The sequence below is a fragment of the Proteus sp. fly-1067 genome (assembly GCF_040139345.1).
GTDB lineage: Bacteria > Pseudomonadota > Gammaproteobacteria > Enterobacterales > Enterobacteriaceae > Proteus > Proteus vulgaris_B.
This window is the reverse complement of record NZ_JBEEUL010000002.1, coordinates 266287-286466: the sequence shown is the minus strand read 5'-3', so window position 1 is coordinate 286466 and position 20180 is coordinate 266287. Positions and strand designations below refer to the sequence as shown.

Here is a 20180-nt window from a genome sequence, read left to right as displayed (position 1 = left end):
CCGTTTTCGGCTGGCGATTTATTCACCGCTTTGCATCAGTTCTAACTCTTGCCATCGATCAAAAGCGGTTTCAAGCTCTTGTTCTTTATCCGCAAGTGTTTTCAAGACTTTTTCAGTTTCCTCATGGGGACGAGTAAAGAAGTCTGGGGCACTTACTTCTTCTTGTAAGGCACTTAACTGTGTTTCTAAATTTTCTAGTTTAGCGGGCAATTGTTCAAGTTCACGCGCTAAATGATAACTTAACTTATTGCCACTACGGGTGTTCTTTTTAGCGCTATCTTTAGATTTAGCTTCTTTTTCAGCTTTTTCTGGTGCATTACGTGATTTATTTTGTTCACTTCTCAGTGAAACTGTTTGTGCTCTTTGTTGCTGAGCATCGTAATAACCACCTACATAACTATTAATAACGCCATCACCTTCAAAGATCCAACATTCCGTGACACTATTATCAACGAATTCACGGTCATGGCTAACCAGTAAAACAGTGCCTTGATACGCATCCACGAGTTCTTCTAATAACTCTAATGTTTCAACATCAAGATCATTGGTTGGTTCATCGAGAATAAGTAGATTGCTTGGTTTTAAAAACAAACGAGCCAGTAATAAACGATTTCTTTCACCACCTGAAAGTGCCCGAACCGGTGTCATTGCACGCTTAGGTGGAAATAAAAAGTCTTGTAAATAACCTAATACATGACGAGGGCGGCCATTGACCATTACTTCTTGCTTACCTTCAGCAAGGTTATCCATCACAGTTTTATCTGGATCAAGAGTGGCACGATGTTGATCGAAATAAGCCACTTCAAGTTTAGTACCACAATGCACTCGACCACTGTCAGCTTTTAAATCACCTAACATCAGTTTTAACAATGTAGTTTTACCGCAACCATTTGGTCCCACCAGCGCAATTTTATCGCCACGTTGTACTTTGGCAGAAAAATCGCGAACTAACTTGCGGGTTCCAATACTATAATTAACATCTTCTAACTCGAATACGATTTTACCAGAACGAGTTGCTTCTTCGACTTGCATACGCGCACTGCCTAACACATCACGGCGTTCACTACGTTCAACACGCAATGCTTTTAGAGCACGTACACGACCTTCGTTACGAGTACGTCGTGCTTTAATCCCTTGTCGTATCCACGCTTCTTCTTGCGCTAATTTGCGATCAAATTCTGCATTTTGTTGCTCTTCAACACGTAATGCTTCTTCTTTGCTCTCAAGATATTTATCGTAATTTCCCGGCCATGAAGAAAGTTTGCCTCGATCAAGATCGATAATACGGGTTGCCATATTTCGAATAAAGGAACGGTCATGGGAAATAAATACGATGCTTCCTTGGAAATCTTTTAAAAATTTCTCAAGCCAAAGGATCGTTTCAATATCAAGGTGGTTTGTTGGTTCATCTAAAAATAACACTCTTGGTGCGCTAACTAATGCACGCCCTAATGCCGCTTTTCTTAACCACCCCCCCGATAAAGAAGAAAGCTCAGCTTCACCATCTAAACCAAGTTTCTCTAGCACTTCTGCAATTCGGCTATCAAGTAACCATAAGTTACGACTATCGAGTACTTCTTGCAGCTCTGCCATTTTATTGAGATTTTTATCAGAAGGATCTGTCTCAATCAATTTAGAAATATGATGATAATCCGTTAGATATTTAGCATCCTCTTCAACACCTTCAGCAACAAAATCAAAGATAGTGCCTTCAATATCTCTTGGAGGATCTTGCTGTAAGCAAGCAGTCACAAGATCTTGCTCATAAACAACTTGACCATCATCTAAAGGTTGTTCTTTTGATAACACTCTTAATAGTGTTGATTTTCCGGCACCATTACGACCAACTAAACAAACGCGTTCATTTTCTTCAATAAATAAATCGGTGCTATCTAATAGAGGAGCATCACTGAAAGATAAATAAGCCCCTGTCAAACTAATTAACGGCATTGTAAATTATTCCTCACCAGCATGAGTTAACAGCCAGCAATTGTGGATTTGGCGGTTACGCGCAAAGTCTTGCGATAATGTTTTCTGTGTTATCTCTTTTGCGGATAATCCTATTTTTGCTAACTCTTCATGTTCCATTTTGAACCCACGTTTGTTATTTGAGAACATGATCGTGCCACCTTTTCTCAACAAACGTTTTAGATGTTTCATCAATTCAATATGATCACGTTGAACATCAAAGGTATTTTCCATACGCTTTGAGTTAGAAAACGTAGGTGGATCGATAAAAATCACATCAAATTGTTCATTACTTTGCATTAACCATTGTAAACAGTCAGCCTGCATTAAACGATGTTGTCTACCTGATAGGCCATTTGCTTGGAAGTTTTTCTCCGCCCATTCAAGATAAGTGCGTGACATATCGACTGTCGTCGTACTTTTTGCACCACCAATCCCAGCATGTACAGATGCAGTACCGGTATAAGCAAAGAGGTTTAAGAAATCTTTTCCTTTGCTCATTTCACCCAGCATTTTTCGTGCAATACGGTGATCTAAAAACAGCCCTGTATCGAGGTAATCCGTAAGATTTACCCAAAATTTTGCACCAAATTCATTAACTAAAAAGAAATCACCCTTCTCTGCCATTTTTTCATACTGTAATTTACCTTTTTGGCGTTGACGGGTTTTTAAAATCAGTTGATCAGAACGTAATGCTAATACTTCCATCGTAGCGCTAATAACATCAAACAAACGTTGGCGAGCCTTATGTTCATTAATAGTTTTAGGTGGTGCATATTCTTGAATAACGACTTTTTCGCCATAACGGTCTACGGCAACATTATATTCAGGTAAATCAGCATCGTATAAGCGATAGCATTCAATTTGCTGTTGTTTTGCCCATTTCGCGAGTTTTTTCTCATTTTTACGCAAACGGTTTGCAAAATCTTCAGCAAGCCCAGTGTTAATTGTTGATGGGGTATCAGAAAGTAAATAGTTTTTCTGTACGCAATCAAGAGGGCCATTTTTTGCTTTGAACTCGCGTTCTGCACGTAATTGAATACAACTCAATAACTCAGGTGATGCACTAAATAATGATAATCGCCAACCTGGGAAGTGTGCCTTTATAGCTCTTCCTAATTGACTATGCAGTGCAATTAGTGCTGGCTCACTTTCTAAACGCTCACCATAAGGCGGGTTACTGATAATTGTTCCTTTTATTTCTGCTGACACAGGATTAGTCAGTTTTGCCGCATCACCATGAGCAAAAGTAATTAAATCAGCAACATCAGCTCTACGCGCATTAGCTCTTGCCATATCCAACACACGTTTATCAACATCAAAACCATAAAAACGAGCAGTGGTATTCTTTTTACCTTCACGAAAACGAGCAAAAGCCTCATGAGTGACTTCTTTCCATAATGCTTCATCATGGCCTAACCAATGACGAAAGCCCCAATGAACTCGATTTAATGCTGGAGCGCAGTCTGTCGCCATCATAGCAGCTTCAATTAATAATGTTCCTGAGCCACACATTGGATCAATTAATGGTGTATCGGTTTTCCAACCAGAACGCATAATGATCGCAGCCGCTAAATTTTCTTTTAAAGGTGCTTGCCCAGTTAAATCACGATAACCTCGTTGATGTAAGCCATCACCACTTAAGTCTAAAGAGAGTGATGCTTTTTCTTTATGAAGATGGATCGTTAAGCGGATATCAGGAGATTGTTTAGCTACATCAGGACGTTGCCCTATTTTGCGTTGAAATGAGTCAACGATGGCATCTTTTGCTTTTAATGCACCATATTGGCTATTACGAATAATGTCATTAGTACCATTAAAATGGATAGCAAAGGTCTGATTAACAGTAAAAATCTCACTCCAATCAATTGCCTGCACACCAAGATATAAGTCTAGATCACTATACACATTGAATTCATTTAACGGCAGCATAATACGTGACGCTAAACGACTCCAAAGCAAAGACTGATACATGGTTTTATCATCTGCACGAAAATAAACACCGCCTTGGGTTATCTGGCAAGCCTGAGCACCAAGGTGTTCAAGTTCAGATTTTAATAGTTCTTCCAGACCTCGGCCTGTGCTGGCAAACAGAGAGCGCATAGTATTGTTACCACCTAAAATAAAATTGTTGGGCATTATAGCTAATTGTATTACGTTGTCATAAAGTTACTGGCTATAAAAAATAATAATGTCTTTTGGGAGCACCGATGATCAACGTTTCACGCCTTTATATACACCCAGTTAAATCAATGAAGGGAATTCGCCTTTCTCATGCATTTGCTCGTGAGAGCGGATTCACGTTTGATCGTGATTTTATGATAACTACCCCTGAAGGGACTTTTATCACGGCACGAAAATTTCCCGTTTTGCTGTGTTTTATTCCCACTGTCATGGCAAATGGTATTTATATTCAAGCACCTGATGGTGAGGGTATTGCTATCACTTATCAAGATTTTGAGACCACATTGCAACCGACAGAAGTTTGGGGCAACCATTTTACCGCGTATGTGGCTCCAGATGAAATAAATCAGTGGTTCAGTCGTTATTTAAATATGGATGTTCAACTTCGTTGGACTGGCGAAAAATCGACACGTCGAGTGAAAAAAAATCCGGAAACCTCTGTTTCTTTTGCTGATGGTTACCCTTACTTATTAATTAATGAAGCCTCATTTCAATACTTACAACAGCGTTGCCCCGCTTCAATTAATATTGAGCAATTTCGAGGTAATATCCTCATAACAGGTGCAAAGCCTTTTGAAGAAGATACTTGGCAGACTATTCGTGTTGGCTCTGTTGTGATGGATCTGATGAAACCTTGTAGCCGTTGCATCATGACTACAATTAGTATTGATAAAGGCGTTAAACATCCTAACACAGAACCACTTGCAACACTGCAAACATTCCGTAGTGATGAAACAGGTGATGTCGATTTTGGTCAAAATGTCATCATTCGTCAAACTGGCATTATTCGTGTGGGAGATACTGTTGAGGTATTAGCTTATAAAAAAGCGAAACAGTATCTTGTAACAGCTCCTATTGAAACACAATCAGTACCTATTGTTGAAAACACACAAGAACAGACTGTCAGTATTGAATTTAACGGTGAAGTTTTTGAAGGTAATAATCAAGAAGTACTATTAGAGCAACTTGAGAATAATGGCTATACCATTCCTTATAGTTGTCGAGCTGGTCTTTGTGGCTCTTGTCTAATTCAATTAGATGAAGGTGATGTTAACGCATTAAAAGCAGGAGCCATTAAACGTGCAGGTAAAATTTTAGCATGCAGTTGCATACCTAAAAGTAATGTAAAACTTTCACTTAACAAAAAATAACACTTATCTTTATCACAAATTAAAAGAAGGTAATTTGCCCTTATCTTCTTTTTTATTTTAAATAAAACAGTTTATTTAATAAGAATTATCTCATTAAGACCTGAATAATGAATTATCGATGAACTCATTTTATTTGTTTCTAAAAGTGTATTATAAGAAAAGGATAATAGAGATTTGGTTTTAGGAAGTGTTGTTTAAGGTAAATTTTTTTGGATGTTAAATTAATGAGTAATAATAAAAAGAGTAAGTCCTTTTTACTCTTTTTGTTAAATAACTTTTTCGTACAAAAATGATCCTGACTCCGATTCTTTATGGTAATTGCTTAACCTGTCATTCATAATTTTTATTGGGTCACAAAAATTAAGTGTTCTATCGAATAACGTTAATTGAGGTTGCGCTAATAAGCATAAACAAGCTTGAGTACCCACTTCTGCCACTAAAAAAAGAGCTTTTTCATTACCTTCTTTTAATGAAGCCCCTACCACTTGCGATAAATAAGGGTTGGCTGGATTATTGTTAACTTCAAAATACCAACTCTTGGGCATCAGTGGCTTTAAAAAGCGATGGGCTATTAATGCATTTAAAGCTAATTCAGCTCTTGATTCTGACGGCATATCAATCTGGCGGATCTGCTCATCGTATCCATAATAAAGAGCTGCGTCATCGACGGTAAAAGATGCTGATTGGCAAGCACTCTCACTTAGCATTTTGCTTGGAAAGCGAGAACGAAAAACCATGCCATTGGCTAAATCAAGCATTAATCTTTGTTGCTCAACATCAAAATACCAACGCCAGCGATCATCGGGTTTTATTATCACTAATTAATCCCCCTTCGATTCATTACCTGTTTTATACTCTGACAAATAATCAAAATTAAATGACATAAATAAAATATTTAATATCACCTAACAAAAACAGGATTCATTTTACTATTAATTAAGCACAATCAGTGCAATTTAATAAAAAATAACCAACTAGGGGCAATATAAACGAGTTAAGGGCAGAAGAAAAGCCCTTAACTCATTATTAAATGTATTTATATGTGATTAATTATGGATTTGATAAGTGCAGGACCTTGATAAATGAATCCTGAATAGACTTGAATAAGAGAAGCACCGGCATCCATTTTTTCTCTGGCTGCTGTTAATGAATCAATTCCACCTACACCAATAATAGGTAATGCGCCTTTTAATTCTTCATTTAATTGGCGAATTATTTGTGTGCTTTTTGATTGTACAGGGCGACCACTTAATCCCCCAGCTTCATTACAATGATCTAATCCACTGACTAATGACTTATCTAATGTGGTATTTGTCGCAATAACACCATCAATATGATGACGCACTAAGCTATCTGCAACTTGAATTAATTCTTCATGTGTTAAATCAGGTGCAATTTTGACGGCAACAGGAACATATTTTTGATATTTTCCTTGCAACTCTAACTGTTTATTTTTAATTGCAGATAACAAATCGTCTAATGCTTCGCCATATTGCAGTGTACGCAAGCCCGGAGTATTTGGGGATGAAATATTAATCGCGATATAACCAGCATGTGCATAAACTTTTTCCATACAAATCAGATAATCGTCTTTGCCTTGCTCTACAGGAGTATCTTTATTTTTACCAATATTAATACCTAGCACACCGCCATAACGAGATTGTTTTACATTTTCAATAAGGTTATCAACACCGAGATTATTAAATCCCATACGGTTAATTAACCCTTCAGCTTCCACTAACCGAAACAAACGCGGTTTATCATTTCCCACTTGAGGGCGTGGTGTCACTGTGCCGACTTCAATAAAACCAAATCCCATAGCACCAAGGGCATCTATACAATCACCGTTCTTATCAAGACCAGCTGCAAGACCAAGTGGATTTTTAAATGAGAGTCCCATACAGGAAACAGGTTTTGAAGGAAGTGATTGCTGAATAAGAAATTGAAATGGGGAATGAGATAAACGTTTTAACTGACGGAAGGTAAAATCATGGGCACGTTCAGGATCTAGCCGAAACAATGCCTTCCTTACTAAGGAATAATACATACGATCTCCATTGAGAATATCGGGTATTAGGAATGATATGTCTACGACGATTTAAGCGTCGAGCATAATATAGATAAAAGCATGAAAAGTAAACGCTCTAATTTCACAATTTGCCATAAAAAATCCCCAGGCTATGCTGGGGATCTGATTATCATGCTAATTTTTCGCTACTTATTCACTTATAAAGTGATATTAAGCACGATATTAATCAGCTAACGCTTTGGTAATTTTCTCATAGAGATCACCAGATAAATTCTCAAGTGCTTTCAGTTTTAATAACTCTGCACGCATTTTTTCTTGGCGTGTTGCATCATAGCGTTTTAAACGAATAAAAGGTTCAATAAGGCGTGAAGCAACCTGTGGGTTACGGCTATTTAAGTCAGTCAGAATTTCTGTCAATAGTAAGTAACCTGAACCATCTTCAGCATGGAAAGCAACTGGGTTATTATTTACAAATGCGCCAATTAATGCACGAGTACGGTTAGGGTTTGCTAGTGTAAATGAGCGATGAGATAACAAACTACGTACTTTTTGTAACACATCTTTTGCTGGGCTCATGGCTTGCAAGCTAAACCATTTGTCCATCACTAATCCATCTTGATACCATTTATCATCGAACTCTTGTAATAGCTCATCTTTACAAGGTAACTGCGCCATTACAGCAGCATGAAGTGCTGCAAGAGCATCAGTCATGTTATCGCTGTTGTGATATTGTGCATCAACAAGTTTGTTACCTGTTTGCTCATTTTCAACCGCTAAATAACCTAAGCAAACATTACGTAAATCACGTTTTGCAATATCTTCATGATTAACACGATAAGCGTCAATATGCATAGAATGGTAAACAGCAGAGAATTCATCTGCCATTTCAGTTGCTAGTGTTTTACGAATAAAACCAAGTACCTCATGAATAGCTATTGGATCGATAATGCTAAATGACTCACCCGCTTCAACATCTGTTGGTAATGTCAGAATAAGTGCTGCTAATGCAGGATCGATATCTTTATCCAGCAATACTGCGCGGAAAGCATCAATTACCATTTCAGGAAGAATGCAGTTTTCACCCTTTTGCACTCGAGTAACATTTTCTTTTATATAGCGCCCCAACAATGATTGTGCCGCATCCCAACGTGAAAATGCATTACGAGCATATTTCATTAAAAAGGACAATTGTTCATCCGTAAATGGATAATCAAGTTTTACAGGTGCAGAGAACTCACGTAATAAAGAGGGGATTGGCTGTTCTGGAACGTCATCAAATACAAATTGTTGTTCTTCACGGACGACATTTAATACATTAGAAATCGCCTGGCCTTGTGAACGCAGAGGGATCACATTGCCTTTATGATCATACAATTCAATATCTAATGGAATATGTAGTGCTTGTTTTTCTGCTTGATCAGCTGTTGGTGGTGTCATTTGACTAACAGTTAAGGTGTATTGCTTTTTATTCACATCATAGCTGTCACGTACTGTCAGTTGTGGTGTACCTGATTGACTATACCAACGACGGAATAAAGTAAGATCAACATTAGAAGCATCTTCCATCGCTTGAATAAAATCGTCACAGGTTGCAGCACTACCATCGTGACGATGAATATACATTTGAATGCCCGCTTGGAATTTCTCTTCACCTAATAAGGTATGGATCATTCTGATCACTTCTGAACCTTTTTCATATACTGTTAAAGTATAGAAGTTGTTCATTTCGATCACACTATCAGGACGAATTGGATGTGCCATTGGGCTTGCATCTTCTGCGAACTGAGCAGTACGCATTACTCGTACATTATTAATACGGTTAACGGAGCGAGAGCCTAAATCTGAACTGAATTCTTGGTCACGGAAAACCGTTAAGCCTTCTTTTAGGCTTAGTTGGAACCAATCACGACAAGTAATGCGGTTACCTGTCCAGTTATGGAAATATTCATGACCAATAACAGACTCAATGCCTAAGTAATCTTTGTCAGTTGCCGTTTCACTTTTCGCTAGTACATATTTAGAGTTAAAGACATTCAGCCCTTTATTCTCCATTGCACCCATATTAAAGAAATCAACAGCAACTATCATATAGATATCAAGATCGTATTCTAAATTAAAGCGAGATTGATCCCATGCCATCGCATTTTTTAATGATGTCATTGCCCAATCTGCACGATCTAAATTACCTTTATCAACAAAAAGCTCTAAAGCAACTTCACGACCGCTTTTGGTGATAAAAGTATCTCGTAGTACATCAAAATCACCTGCAACAACCGCAAATAAGTAACTTGGTTTTGGATGTGGATCTTCCCATGTTACCCAATGACGTCCATCTTCAAGTTCACCTTGTGCGATGCGGTTACCATTAGATAATAAATAAGGATACTGTTTTTTATCTGCGGTGATTGTCGTGGTGTAACGAGCTAGCACATCAGGTCTATCTAAATAATAAGTAATATGGCGAAAACCTTCAGCTTCGCATTGTGTACACAATGCATCACCTGACACATACAGTCCTTCTAATGCTGTATTGGCTGATGGATTAATTTCATTGATAATTTTTAATGTAAATTGCTCTGGTAATTGTTCAATGATGAGTTTGCCGTTTTCTTCTTTATAGTGTGTCCAAGCAACATCATTAACTGAAATTGATTTTAATGTTAAATCTTCACCATCTAATACTAATACCGTCGCATTTGAGTTTAGACGTTTACATTGACTGATTGCTGTAACCTGAGTGCTTTCTTTATCTAAGATAAAATCAAGATGTAAATCGGTGATTGTGTAGTCAGGGGCACGATAATCTTTGCGAAATTTCGCGATTCTTTGTTGTGTCATAGAAAAAACCTTTTAGTTAACACGACTATTTAACGGTTATATTGCCAAAGCTTACTCGTCAAAAATCTGTTTAGCCAGTCGAATATTCAATTGAAAACATTAAAAGTCAACAGAATGTTAATAGTTTATTAATACATGTAATCAATTTATTTGGTAAATGATGCTAATATACTCCCAAATTATGTTTAACGTGGTAAACTCATCTAAGTTTTACAGCTTGTTTTTATGTTGCAGAGAAATATTGTTGAATAGTGACGCTTTGTCGCCATATTCGGGTATACTCTCCAACCTTAACGATTTAGCAGACATAAAAACGCTCCGTGAGGATGCTTGACGCGCTATGATTTTAGACGCTACACCGATTATTACATCACTGTTGGATACCGATGCATACAAGCTCCACATGCAGCAAGCGGTTTACCATCATTATAGTGATATTCCTGTCGTTGCTGAGTTCCGTTGTCGGAGTGATGAACGTCTAGGTGAATATGCAACAACCTTACGCCATCAAGTTAATATGATGGCAGACTTGTCATTAACGAATGAAGAATTTGACTATCTTCAGAGTCTCCCTTTTTTCAAAAATGACTATCTGCAATGGTTTAAGCATTTCCGTTTTAAACCAGAACAAGTCCATATTTCAACCACACCTGAAAACCAACTTGCCATTAAAATCACAGGCCCTTGGCGTGAAGTTATTTTATGGGAAGTACCTTTGTTGGCTTTAGTGAGTGAAATTGTACATCGTGCTCGTTCACCTCAAATCACACCAGATGACGCAGTTAATCAATTACGTAAATTAATTGATATTTTCTACCGTGATGCCGCTGAGCAGCAGATTGACTTAGCTGATTTTAAATTGATGGATTTTGGTACTCGTCGCCGTTTTTCTTATGATGTGCAGTGCGCCATTGTGGATGAGCTGAAAAATCATTTCCCTTATCTTATTGGTACAAGTAACTATCATTTAGCAGAACGCATGCAATTAGCCCCTGTGGGTACACAAGCTCATGAGTGGTTTCAGGCACATCAGCAAATTAGCCCAGAGCTGGCCAATAGTCAGCGCGCAGCTTTACAATCTTGGTTAGATGAATACCCCGATCAATTAGGTATTGCATTAACAGACTGTATTACGATGGATGCTTTTTTGCGTGATTTTGATAAGGCCTTCGCAGAGAGTTATCAAGGTTTACGCCACGACTCTGGTGATCCTATTGAATGGGGTGAAAAAGCGATTGCGCATTATGAGAAACTGGGCATCGACCCAATGAGTAAAGTATTAGTCTTTTCTGATAGCCTCGATTTTCAAAAGGCGTTAGTACTTTATAAACATTTCCATAAACGTATTCGTTTAATCTTTGGTATTGGTACTCGGCTCACCTGTAACATTCCAGAAATAACACCACTTAATATTGTCATTAAGCTGGTGGAGTGTAATGGTAAGCCAGTTGCTAAATTATCAGATAGTCCAGGTAAAACGATTTGCGAAGACGATGATTTTGTTGACAAGCTACGCAAAGCCTTTGATGTTCCACTTGTCAAACAAGCCTGTTAATTAGCTAAAAATCTTCATTAATGAAAGAAAGGGTAATAATTACCCTTTCTTTTGTCATAACTCCTACTTTTATCAATATTTCTCCTATTTTTGCCAATTTATTTTATACAAAAGCTTTTCTCTTCTTTATTGACTCTTTAAACTAAAATTTCCTACTTGTTTCCTGCGCTATTGCAAGTAACATAGAAAAACTGTCCGACAGGGGCAGAGTGAATTAACCAAACAATTATTTTAATTAAACGAAGAGAGATTTATTTATGATCGTTGCGCCTGTAGTCGACGTACTGCAAGGCCGTATCGCGGTTGGCGAAGACGTCACCGTTCGCGGTTGGGTACGTACAAGAAGAGATTCAAAAGCTGGTATCTCATTTCTTACCGTCTATGACGGTTCCTGCTTTAATCCAGTACAGGCCATCATTAATAATAATTTACCGAATTATCAAGATGAAGTGCTGCACTTAACCACAGGTTGTTCTGTGGAAGTCACCGGTAAAATTGTTGAATCTCCGGGCCAGGGACAGAACTTTGAAATTCACGCCACCAATGTTGTTGTGGTAGGAATGGTCGATGATCCGGAAACTTATCCGATGGCCGCCAAACGTCATAGTATTGAGTACCTGCGTGAAGTTGCTCACCTTCGTCCTCGTACTAACTTAATTGGTGCAGTTGCTCGTGTTCGCCACACATTAGCACAAGCACTACATCGTTTCTTCGATGAACAAGGCTTCTTCTGGGTTTCTACGCCACTAATTACAGCGGCTGATACAGAAGGTGCTGGTGAAATGTTCCGTGTCTCTACACTTGATATGAACAATCTGCCACGTACAGATAAAGGCGAAGTTGATTTCAGTGAAGACTTTTTTGGCCGTGAAGCGTTTTTAACCGTATCAGGTCAATTAAATGGTGAGACTTATGCCTCTGCATTAAGCAAAGTGTATACTTTCGGCCCAACATTCCGTGCTGAAAACTCAAATACCAGTCGTCACCTTGCTGAATTCTGGATGGTTGAGCCTGAAGTGGCATTTGCTGATCTTAACGATATCGCAGCACTTGCTGAAAAAATGCTGAAATACACCTTTGCAGCCGTATTAGCAGAGCGTAAAGATGATATGGAATTCTTTGCACAACGTGTCGATAAAGACGCTATCACACGCTTAGAGAATTTTATCACCTCTGATTTTGCTCAAATTGATTATACCGATGCAGTTACTGTGCTTGAAAACTGTGGTGAGAAATTTGAAAACCCAGTTTATTGGGGTGTTGACCTCTCTTCTGAGCATGAGCGTTATCTTGCAGAGAAACACTTTAAAGCACCTGTGGTTGTAAAAAACTACCCGAAAGATATCAAAGCATTCTATATGCGTATGAACGAAGACGGTAAAACAGTTGCAGCAATGGATGTATTAGCACCAGGAATTGGTGAGATCATTGGTGGTTCTCAGCGTGAAGAGCGTTTAGATATGTTTGATAAACGTTTAGAAGAAATGGGAATGAATAAAGAAGACTACTGGTGGTATCGCGACCTACGTCGTTATGGCACAGTGCCTCATTCAGGTTTCGGTTTAGGTTTTGAACGTTTAGTTGCTTATGTGACCGGTGTCGCAAACGTTCGTGAAGTTATTCCGTTCCCTCGCACACCAAGAAATGCAGATTTTTAATTTAGTGATTAATTAGTATTCAGTTAAAATTTTGCAGTGCTGTTTTATTGTACAGATTTAGCTTAAATAAAGAAGCCAACCGCAAGGTTGGCTTTTTTTATGCATGGCTGTTATTTGATTCAAAAGTTCCCCGAAATACATACTTTGAAATACATAGTTACAATTTGTTACACTTTTTTCGTTTTTGTAGCAAATTGGGGGTAGATAAAATTTTTTACCAATGGAACACTGTCACCCGACACAGACGACACTTAACTCTCATAAATAGTTCCATAAAAATTAAGAAACTATTTCTGGCAGTGGCAAAGGTGTCTGAATAACACCAATGAGGGTAATAATAATGATGAAGCGCAATCTTCTTGCAGTGGTAATCCCAGCTTTAATGTTTGCTGGTGCAGCAAACGCAGCTGAAATGTATAACAAAGACGGCAACAAAGTAGACATCTACGGTAAAGTTGACGTTCGTCATTACTTCGCAGATTCTGATTCTAAGAGTGATCACGAAAGCGGTGACGCTTCACGTGCACGTATCGGTTTCAAAGGCGAAACTCAAATCAATAAAGATTTAGTTGGTTTCGGTCGTTTTGAGTATGAAATCAAAACTAACACTACTGAAAGCGAAAACTCATCTAAAACTCGTTTTGCTTACGCTGGTTTTAAATTTGCTGACTACGGTTCATTAGACTATGGTCGTAACTACGGTGTAATTTACGACACCAACGCATGGACAGACGTTCTGCCTTTATGGGGCGGTGACTCAATGTCTCAGTCTGACGTTTACATGACTGGCCGTACTACTGGTGTTTTAACTTATCGTAACACTGATATGTTCGGTTACGTTGATGGCCTGAACTTTGCTCTGCAATATCAAGGCAAAAACAACGAAAACACTAACAACAGCAGCAAACGTGTTGACACAGCTAAAGCTAATGGTGACGGTTTCGGTTTCTCTACAGCTTATAACTTAGGCTGGGGCGTAACACTGGGTGGTGGTTACTCTAACTCTGCTCGTACTAACTGGCAGGAACACCACAGTTCTGCTACTGGTAAAAATGCAGAAGCATGGAACTTCGGTGGTAAATTCGCAGCTAACAACGTTTACTTAGCAGCTATGTACGGTGAAAGCCGTAACATGAACTACTACGGTTCAGATGCTCTGATCGCTAACAAAACTCAAAACATCGAGTTAACTGCACAGTATGACTTCGTTGACTTAGGTCTGAAACCATCTTTAGGTTATGTTCAATCTAAAGGTAAAGACTTAGGTACTGCTCAAGGCAACGATCAAGATTTAGTTAAATATATCTCTGTAGGTTCTTTCTACAAATTTAACAAAAACATGACTGCAGTTGTTGATTATAAAATCAACCTGTTAGATGAAAATGACTTCACTAAAACTTACGGCGTTGCAACTGATAACGTAGTTGGTTTAGGTCTGACTTATCAGTTCTAATTACCCTTATAGGTAATTAAACAGTCAAGTTAATTGATTTGAAAAGCAACACTTCGGTGTTGCTTTTTTATTTGTACAATTTAACCATCACTCTCTCCTCCCTACTTGCTTATTTTTTACCTAAACCAATCACACCCAACTAGCTTATTGAATACAATAAATCCCCTTACTTCTCTTTTTTAAAATCATAAAAGTTTATCATACTAAACAATTATGACTTTTCAGTGATTATTTTTACATGTTAATGTAATCACAGGATATTCACTTATTTACATCTTGATTTGCTATTTATTCTCACTTAGTTCACAACTTCTTGTTAATTTCTCTACAAACAGTTGGCAAAAAGTCCTCATAGCGTTACTCTTGATACTCATATTTCGGCTTCGTTTTGAGCTTAGGGAACAATTACACTATGTTTGAGAAAATCATTGCTGCACCAGCCGATCCTATTCTGGGTTTAGCTGATAGTTTCCGTTCTGATCCTCGTGAAAACAAAATTAATTTAGGGATTGGTGTTTACAAGGATGAAACAGGCAAAACTCCTGTTTTAACCACTGTTAAAAAAGCAGAAAAATACCTGTTAGAAAACGAAACCACTAAAAATTACCTTCCTATTAGCGGTATTCCTGAATTTGGCAATGTGACCCAAGCACTTTTGTTTGGTGAACAACACCCTATCATCACTGAAAAACGCGCACGCACAGCACAAGCCCCTGGTGGTACAGGAGCTTTACGTATTGCTGCAGATTTTATTGCTCAACAAACCACTGCAAAACGCGTCTGGATAAGTAATCCAACTTGGCCTAACCATAATAATATTTTCCAAACTGCAGGTCTTGAGATCTGTAATTATGATTATTATGATGCAGAAAATCGCGGGTTAGATTTTGACGGTATGTTAGCAAGTCTTGCAAATGCTCAAGCTGGTGACGTTGTCTTATTCCATGGTTGCTGCCATAACCCAAGTGGTATTGATCCAACAGAAGAACAATGGCGCCAACTAGCGACACTATCCGCAGAAAAAGGCTGGTTACCTGTTTTTGACTTTGCATACCAAGGTTTTGCTCGTGGTCTTGAAGAAGATGCACAAGGCTTACGCCTCTTTGCAGAAAAAAATCCTGAGCTTATTGTTGCAAGTTCATATTCTAAAAACTTCGGCCTTTACAATGAACGTGTAGGTGCATGCACCATTGTCACCAAAGACAGCGATACTGCTGAAAAAGCCTTTAGCCAAGCAAAAGCAATTATTCGTGCCAACTACTCAAATCCACCAGCACACGGTGCTTCAGTAGTAACAACCATTCTTTCTAACCCTGAGTTAAAAGAAGAATGGATTGAAGAGCTAACAACTATGCGCGAACGTATTCAGCGTATGCGTCAGCTGTTAGTGACGACACTGCAAGAAAAAGGTGCTAAGCAAGACTTTAGCTTTATTATTGACCAAAATGGGATGTTCTCATTTAGTGGTTTAAATAAAGAACAAGTTGAGCGTTTACGCGCTGAATACGGTATTTATATTGTAGGATCAGGCCGTATTAACGTAGCTGGTTTAACCCTTGAAAATATGGTTCCACTATGTGAAGCCATTGTTGCTGTGCTTTAATTGCCTTCTAAAGCGTAATTAAGATAAATGCCACTTTATTTAATAATGTGGCATTTATATTTAGAATCAAAGAAATATAAATCTCATTTTTTACTGATAAAAAAGCGCTTTATAATAAAGCGCTTTCATATTTATTCACTTATATCAGCGCACTATTACCAAATTGGCATTTCATCTTGTAAAAACGGATTGTATTGGCGCTCATGGCCTAAGTTAGACATAGGGCCATGTCCCGGAATAAACAGATAATCATCACCTAAAGGTAAGACTTTATTTTTGATTGATGCAATAAGATCAGCATGGTTTCCGCGTGGAAAATCGGTACGACCAATACTTTCTTTAAATAACACATCACCCATTGAAATAAGTTTATTCTGGTGATTAACAAAAATAATATGTCCTGGTGTATGACCAGGGCAATGTAAAACAGATAACGAAATTGTTTTACCTATTGTCACGGTATCACCCTCATTTAACCAACTATCTGGTGTAAATGATTTTCCACAAGGAAAATTAAACATACGACACTGTTGTTCTAATTCTTCAAGTAAAAAACTATCATCTTTATGAGGCCCATAAACAGGAACATTGAAATGTTCAACAATTTGAGAGGTGCCTGCAATATGATCAAAGTGTCCGTGAGTTAATAATACTTTGGTTAATGTTAATTGGCGGGCTTCGATTTCCGCAATAAGCGTTTCGACATCTCCACCAGGATCAACAATTGCCGCTTCCTTCGTTTCATCACACCAAATAAGGGTGCAATTTTGCATATAGTTTGTCACAGGTACAATGTGATACATCATGAATCACTCCACTCTCTATTAACTAATTCTCAATAGATTACCATGAGCGAACTGGTCCTGTATCAATATGCACAAAATTACTTCTTGGATAATATCCAACACCACCCGCTTTCATTCTTAATGCAACTTGGCGCACTTTAGAAAGATCAGTACCAACCAAACGAAAGTCCATTGCTTGTCCACGCGTGTGATAGCTCTTTTTTGCTACTCCACTACTGCTATTACGTAGATTATTATTCGTCACTAAAGAGCGATAACCTGAAATAAGTTCAACAGGTTTATTGTTATTCAGCATCACTTGCAATAAGTAGATTTGATCAAACAAGGCAGGATCAATCGTTTTAATTTTATTTTGTCGGTAATCTCTAAATAGATGGTTTAGCTTAGCTAGCTCATGTTTATTATAACGTTTACCATCAAAAAACTCGGCTTTAATAGTTTCACCCGTATTTAAATTATTAAAGCGAAGGATTTTTGGACGAGGTGTAGCTAACGAAGCAAAAGCATGAGAAGGCAATAAACCTAATCCCACTGCCGCCATACCCAACCCCAGCCACTTACGGCGGTGTGAATCAATAATATCCATAGTATATGCACTCAAAAAATTATTTCAGGAGGAAGAACCTTTATTATGACAATATTTTTCCCGAATTGTTTCTTATGGTTTGTATAGAATTGTAAATAACACTTCGTTTTTATTTATAAGAATTTCAAATCTTATTAATTTAGTTATTTATACTAAAGACTCTTTTTATCATTCTATTTTTAATGGAAATTTTAAAAATATTTTGTAATTTATTATTCTTTTGATTTCCTTATTAAAAAAATACAGTAAATAAAATATATTATTGATTTATATATAAAAAAGGGCAGTCAATTTAGCCACCCTTTATTCAATTTATGTTTTTTTATATTACAAGTATTTCTTAATATTCTCTAAATAAGGTTGTGCATTTGAAATGCTTTTGTCATAACCATAAATATCTACACGATATTGAGGCGCATTCTCCTGTGCTACCCATGCTGTTTGATAATATAAATAAACTGGGATACGTTCAGGAATTGGAGCATATTGTGTTGAACCACGTTTTAACGCCGCATCAATTCTATCTTGTTTCCATCCTGCATCACCCAATAAAATTGAAGCAAGCTCAGAGGCTTTATTTACACGAATACAACCTGAACTAATTGCTCTCATATTTTTTGAGAATAGTGAATGATTTGGAGTGTCATGTAAATAAATCGCTTCTGAATTTGGCATATTAAATTTATAGCGACCTAATGAATTGGTTGGACCCGGTGCCTGCCAAATACGATAAGGAAAGTTTGCTGCACTCATATTTTGCCAATCAATATCATAAGGATTAATTGGGTAAGCATCATTTCCCCATCCAGAGTAAATGGTATATCCCTTACGACTAAAGTAGCTAGGATCTGCTTTACCTCTAGGCACAATATCTTTACGTGTCATGCTTGTTGGCACATTCCAAGGTGGATTAACCACTACGTTGTTCAACGCACTGCTCATAATCGGTGTTTTTCTATCTGGTCTGCCTACAATCACTTTTGAATCAAGAATAAGTTCATTATTGGCATAAAAATAAAGCGAGAAATCAGGGATATTCACCCAAATTCCAGTATCACCTATGGCCGGAGTTAAGCGAAGACGTTGAATATTTAGTGCCATAATACTGGCACGTTGTTCAGGAGTTATATTCAACCACACTCGCGTTTGTCGTCCGATAATACCATCAGGCTCTAATCCGTGAGCTGTTTGAAACACTTTAACTGCGGAAATTAAAGGTGCATCATAAACGGTTGTTGCAATTTCTTGTTCATTTTCTGCTAATTCAGGGATCAATTTTAAATGGCGTAATATTTGTCTAAGTGCTAAGACTTCTTCAGAGGATTGATTTGGCTTTAATGATCCTGTTCCTTTCATTTCCGGCCAAACAACTGCACTATGTAATTGTTTGCGCACTTCTTCTTTCATTAAACTGTAATAAGGATGAGAAGGTGCATAAGAAATAACGAAACTACCTAAAGTGCCATTTTGAATGTTTTGTTGCAGGTCAACCACAAATTTATCTGATGGTGATGGCAAAGTTTGTGAGCCATTACGATACAGCAAAGACGCACCTGATTTATTCACTTGCTCAACAAAACTGATATAACCTAAAAATGCGTCTGATAAAATAATATCACGCCCTTCTTTTGTTAACTCCGGTGTTTCTAATTGTACTAACCATTGTCCAAATTGAGGCTGAATACCTGAAATAGCCACTTCTGCAATTTGTTCCTGTAATTGCTGTGCAATTTTTTCATCTTGCCAAATCAGTGCGAGGTTATTTGCTTGGTAGACTTTTACCAGTTGAGTTAAATATGACGGTTTATATCCTATTGGGAGCCAAGACTGTAACTTTGCTTTTGCCTCTAGCTCGGTCACTTGTGGGATATTCATTGCTACATTGGTGGATGTTAGCATCGTTTCATTAATGACAGGCATTAATGTCATAGTTTCTGTTTCGGGTGTAGATAATACAACTGATTTAGTTTCAGTCGCCATAGCATAATGCCCAGAAAGCAGTGTACCTACAACAACTGAATATGCGATTGCTCTTTTAATTGGTTGGTGCGCCATAAATCCTCTACCCTCATCCCTTATTATTATTCTGGTATCCTAGAATATTAGATGAGCTTGGAAAAGAGTTTTATAGGAATAAACTAATATTTTTAAAGTTTTATAAACCTTTGTCGGGAATTTTATTTTATCTAATCATAAAAAGACTAATTTTCTATTTTTATCTTCAATATATTATTTTATCTGGAAAAATAATCAGTGCGCAAAAAACAGACAAATAAAGTGAGCGTTTTATAGAATTTAAGAATTACAATGTACTAAATAAATAAAATTATTTAAATGGATGGTATTTTT

The 20180-nt window shown here is 37.6% G+C and carries 13 protein-coding genes; 5 read left to right on the top strand and 8 right to left on the bottom strand.

The genetic code is table 11. The features are described 5' to 3' along the window. Nucleotides 1-18 precede the first annotated feature (18 nt). Nucleotides 19-1950, bottom strand: a complete 1932-nt coding sequence (locus ABN217_RS05855; RefSeq protein ID WP_349459173.1) for an ABC transporter ATP-binding protein — start codon at nucleotides 1948-1950, stop codon at nucleotides 19-21. A gap of 6 nt (nucleotides 1951-1956) precedes the next feature. Beyond that, nucleotides 1957-4071, bottom strand: a complete 2115-nt coding sequence (gene rlmKL, locus ABN217_RS05850; protein WP_196553329.1) for a bifunctional 23S rRNA (guanine(2069)-N(7))-methyltransferase RlmK/23S rRNA (guanine(2445)-N(2))-methyltransferase RlmL — start codon at nucleotides 4069-4071, stop codon at nucleotides 1957-1959. Between the two features lie 107 nt (nucleotides 4072-4178). Between rlmKL and ABN217_RS05845 the strand changes: the two genes are divergently transcribed. Beyond that, complete coding sequence (locus ABN217_RS05845; RefSeq protein ID WP_196553330.1) at nucleotides 4179-5303, top strand: YcbX family protein; 1125 nt, start codon at nucleotides 4179-4181, stop codon at nucleotides 5301-5303. Between the two features lie 266 nt (nucleotides 5304-5569). Here the strand turns inward: ABN217_RS05845 and ABN217_RS05840 are convergent, their stop codons facing one another. The 3 genes from ABN217_RS05840 to pepN form a co-directional block, all read right to left on the bottom strand. Beyond that, the gene (locus tag ABN217_RS05840; protein ID WP_349459172.1) at nucleotides 5570-6121 is read right to left on the bottom strand and encodes a cell division protein ZapC; all 552 of its coding nucleotides are present in this window, start codon (nucleotides 6119-6121) and stop codon (nucleotides 5570-5572) included. 218 nt (nucleotides 6122-6339) lie between these two features. Further along, nucleotides 6340-7350 (bottom strand): quinone-dependent dihydroorotate dehydrogenase, encoded by a 1011-nt coding sequence (gene pyrD, locus ABN217_RS05835; RefSeq protein WP_036912193.1) that lies wholly within the window; start codon nucleotides 7348-7350, stop codon nucleotides 6340-6342. A gap of 204 nt (nucleotides 7351-7554) precedes the next feature. After that, a complete protein-coding gene (pepN, locus tag ABN217_RS05830) occupies nucleotides 7555-10170 on the bottom strand; it encodes an aminopeptidase N (protein ID WP_349459171.1) in 2616 nt (871 codons plus the stop codon). 340 nt (nucleotides 10171-10510) lie between these two features. Between pepN and pncB the strand changes: the two genes are divergently transcribed. The 4 genes from pncB to ABN217_RS05810 all read left to right on the top strand — a co-directional run bounded on the left by pncB (nucleotide 10511) and on the right by ABN217_RS05810 (nucleotide 16439). Then, the gene (gene pncB, locus ABN217_RS05825; RefSeq protein ID WP_115350973.1) at nucleotides 10511-11725 is read left to right on the top strand and encodes a nicotinate phosphoribosyltransferase; all 1215 of its coding nucleotides are present in this window, start codon (nucleotides 10511-10513) and stop codon (nucleotides 11723-11725) included. A gap of 257 nt (nucleotides 11726-11982) precedes the next feature. Continuing rightward, entirely contained in the window at nucleotides 11983-13383 is a 1401-nt protein-coding gene (gene asnS, locus ABN217_RS05820) for an asparagine--tRNA ligase (protein WP_072069658.1), read from the top strand. A gap of 340 nt (nucleotides 13384-13723) precedes the next feature. After that, on the top strand, nucleotides 13724-14836 hold the full coding sequence (locus tag ABN217_RS05815) for a porin (RefSeq protein WP_269436239.1): 1113 nt from the start codon (nucleotides 13724-13726) through the stop codon (nucleotides 14834-14836). Between the two features lie 412 nt (nucleotides 14837-15248). Beyond that, the gene (locus ABN217_RS05810; RefSeq protein WP_072069660.1) at nucleotides 15249-16439 is read left to right on the top strand and encodes an amino acid aminotransferase; all 1191 of its coding nucleotides are present in this window, start codon (nucleotides 15249-15251) and stop codon (nucleotides 16437-16439) included. Between the two features lie 155 nt (nucleotides 16440-16594). On the opposite strand, the gene ABN217_RS05805 is transcribed toward ABN217_RS05810, so the two are convergent. From ABN217_RS05805 to ldtD, 3 genes are all read right to left on the bottom strand, one after another. After that, nucleotides 16595-17245, bottom strand: a complete 651-nt coding sequence (locus ABN217_RS05805) for an MBL fold metallo-hydrolase (protein ID WP_072069661.1) — start codon at nucleotides 17243-17245, stop codon at nucleotides 16595-16597. A 37-nt stretch (nucleotides 17246-17282) separates the two neighbouring features. Further along, complete coding sequence (gene mepK, locus ABN217_RS05800) at nucleotides 17283-17831, bottom strand: peptidoglycan L,D-endopeptidase MepK (RefSeq protein ID WP_072069662.1); 549 nt, start codon at nucleotides 17829-17831, stop codon at nucleotides 17283-17285. Between the two features lie 327 nt (nucleotides 17832-18158). Beyond that, nucleotides 18159-19886, bottom strand: a complete 1728-nt coding sequence (gene ldtD, locus ABN217_RS05795) for a L,D-transpeptidase (RefSeq protein WP_349459170.1) — start codon at nucleotides 19884-19886, stop codon at nucleotides 18159-18161. Nucleotides 19887-20180: the final 294 nt, after the last annotated feature.

Coding starts and splice junctions, on each gene's coding strand:
- ABN217_RS05855 (WP_349459173.1), bottom strand. CDS start 1,950: ATGCCGTTAATTAGTTTGACAGGGGCTTATTTATCTTTCAGTGATGCT.
- rlmKL (WP_196553329.1), bottom strand. CDS start 4,071: ATGCGCTCTCTGTTTGCCAGCACAGGCCGAGGTCTGGAAGAACTATTA.
- ABN217_RS05845 (WP_196553330.1), top strand. CDS start 4,179: ATGATCAACGTTTCACGCCTTTATATACACCCAGTTAAATCAATGAAG.
- pyrD (WP_036912193.1), bottom strand. CDS start 7,350: ATGTATTATTCCTTAGTAAGGAAGGCATTGTTTCGGCTAGATCCTGAA.
- pepN (WP_349459171.1), bottom strand. CDS start 10,170: ATGACACAACAAAGAATCGCGAAATTTCGCAAAGATTATCGTGCCCCT.
- pncB (WP_115350973.1), top strand. CDS start 10,511: ATGATTTTAGACGCTACACCGATTATTACATCACTGTTGGATACCGAT.
- asnS (WP_072069658.1), top strand. CDS start 11,983: ATGATCGTTGCGCCTGTAGTCGACGTACTGCAAGGCCGTATCGCGGTT.
- ABN217_RS05815 (WP_269436239.1), top strand. CDS start 13,724: ATGATGAAGCGCAATCTTCTTGCAGTGGTAATCCCAGCTTTAATGTTT.
- ABN217_RS05810 (WP_072069660.1), top strand. CDS start 15,249: ATGTTTGAGAAAATCATTGCTGCACCAGCCGATCCTATTCTGGGTTTA.
- ABN217_RS05805 (WP_072069661.1), bottom strand. CDS start 17,245: ATGATGTATCACATTGTACCTGTGACAAACTATATGCAAAATTGCACC.
- mepK (WP_072069662.1), bottom strand. CDS start 17,831: ATGGATATTATTGATTCACACCGCCGTAAGTGGCTGGGGTTGGGTATG.
- ldtD (WP_349459170.1), bottom strand. CDS start 19,886: ATGGCGCACCAACCAATTAAAAGAGCAATCGCATATTCAGTTGTTGTA.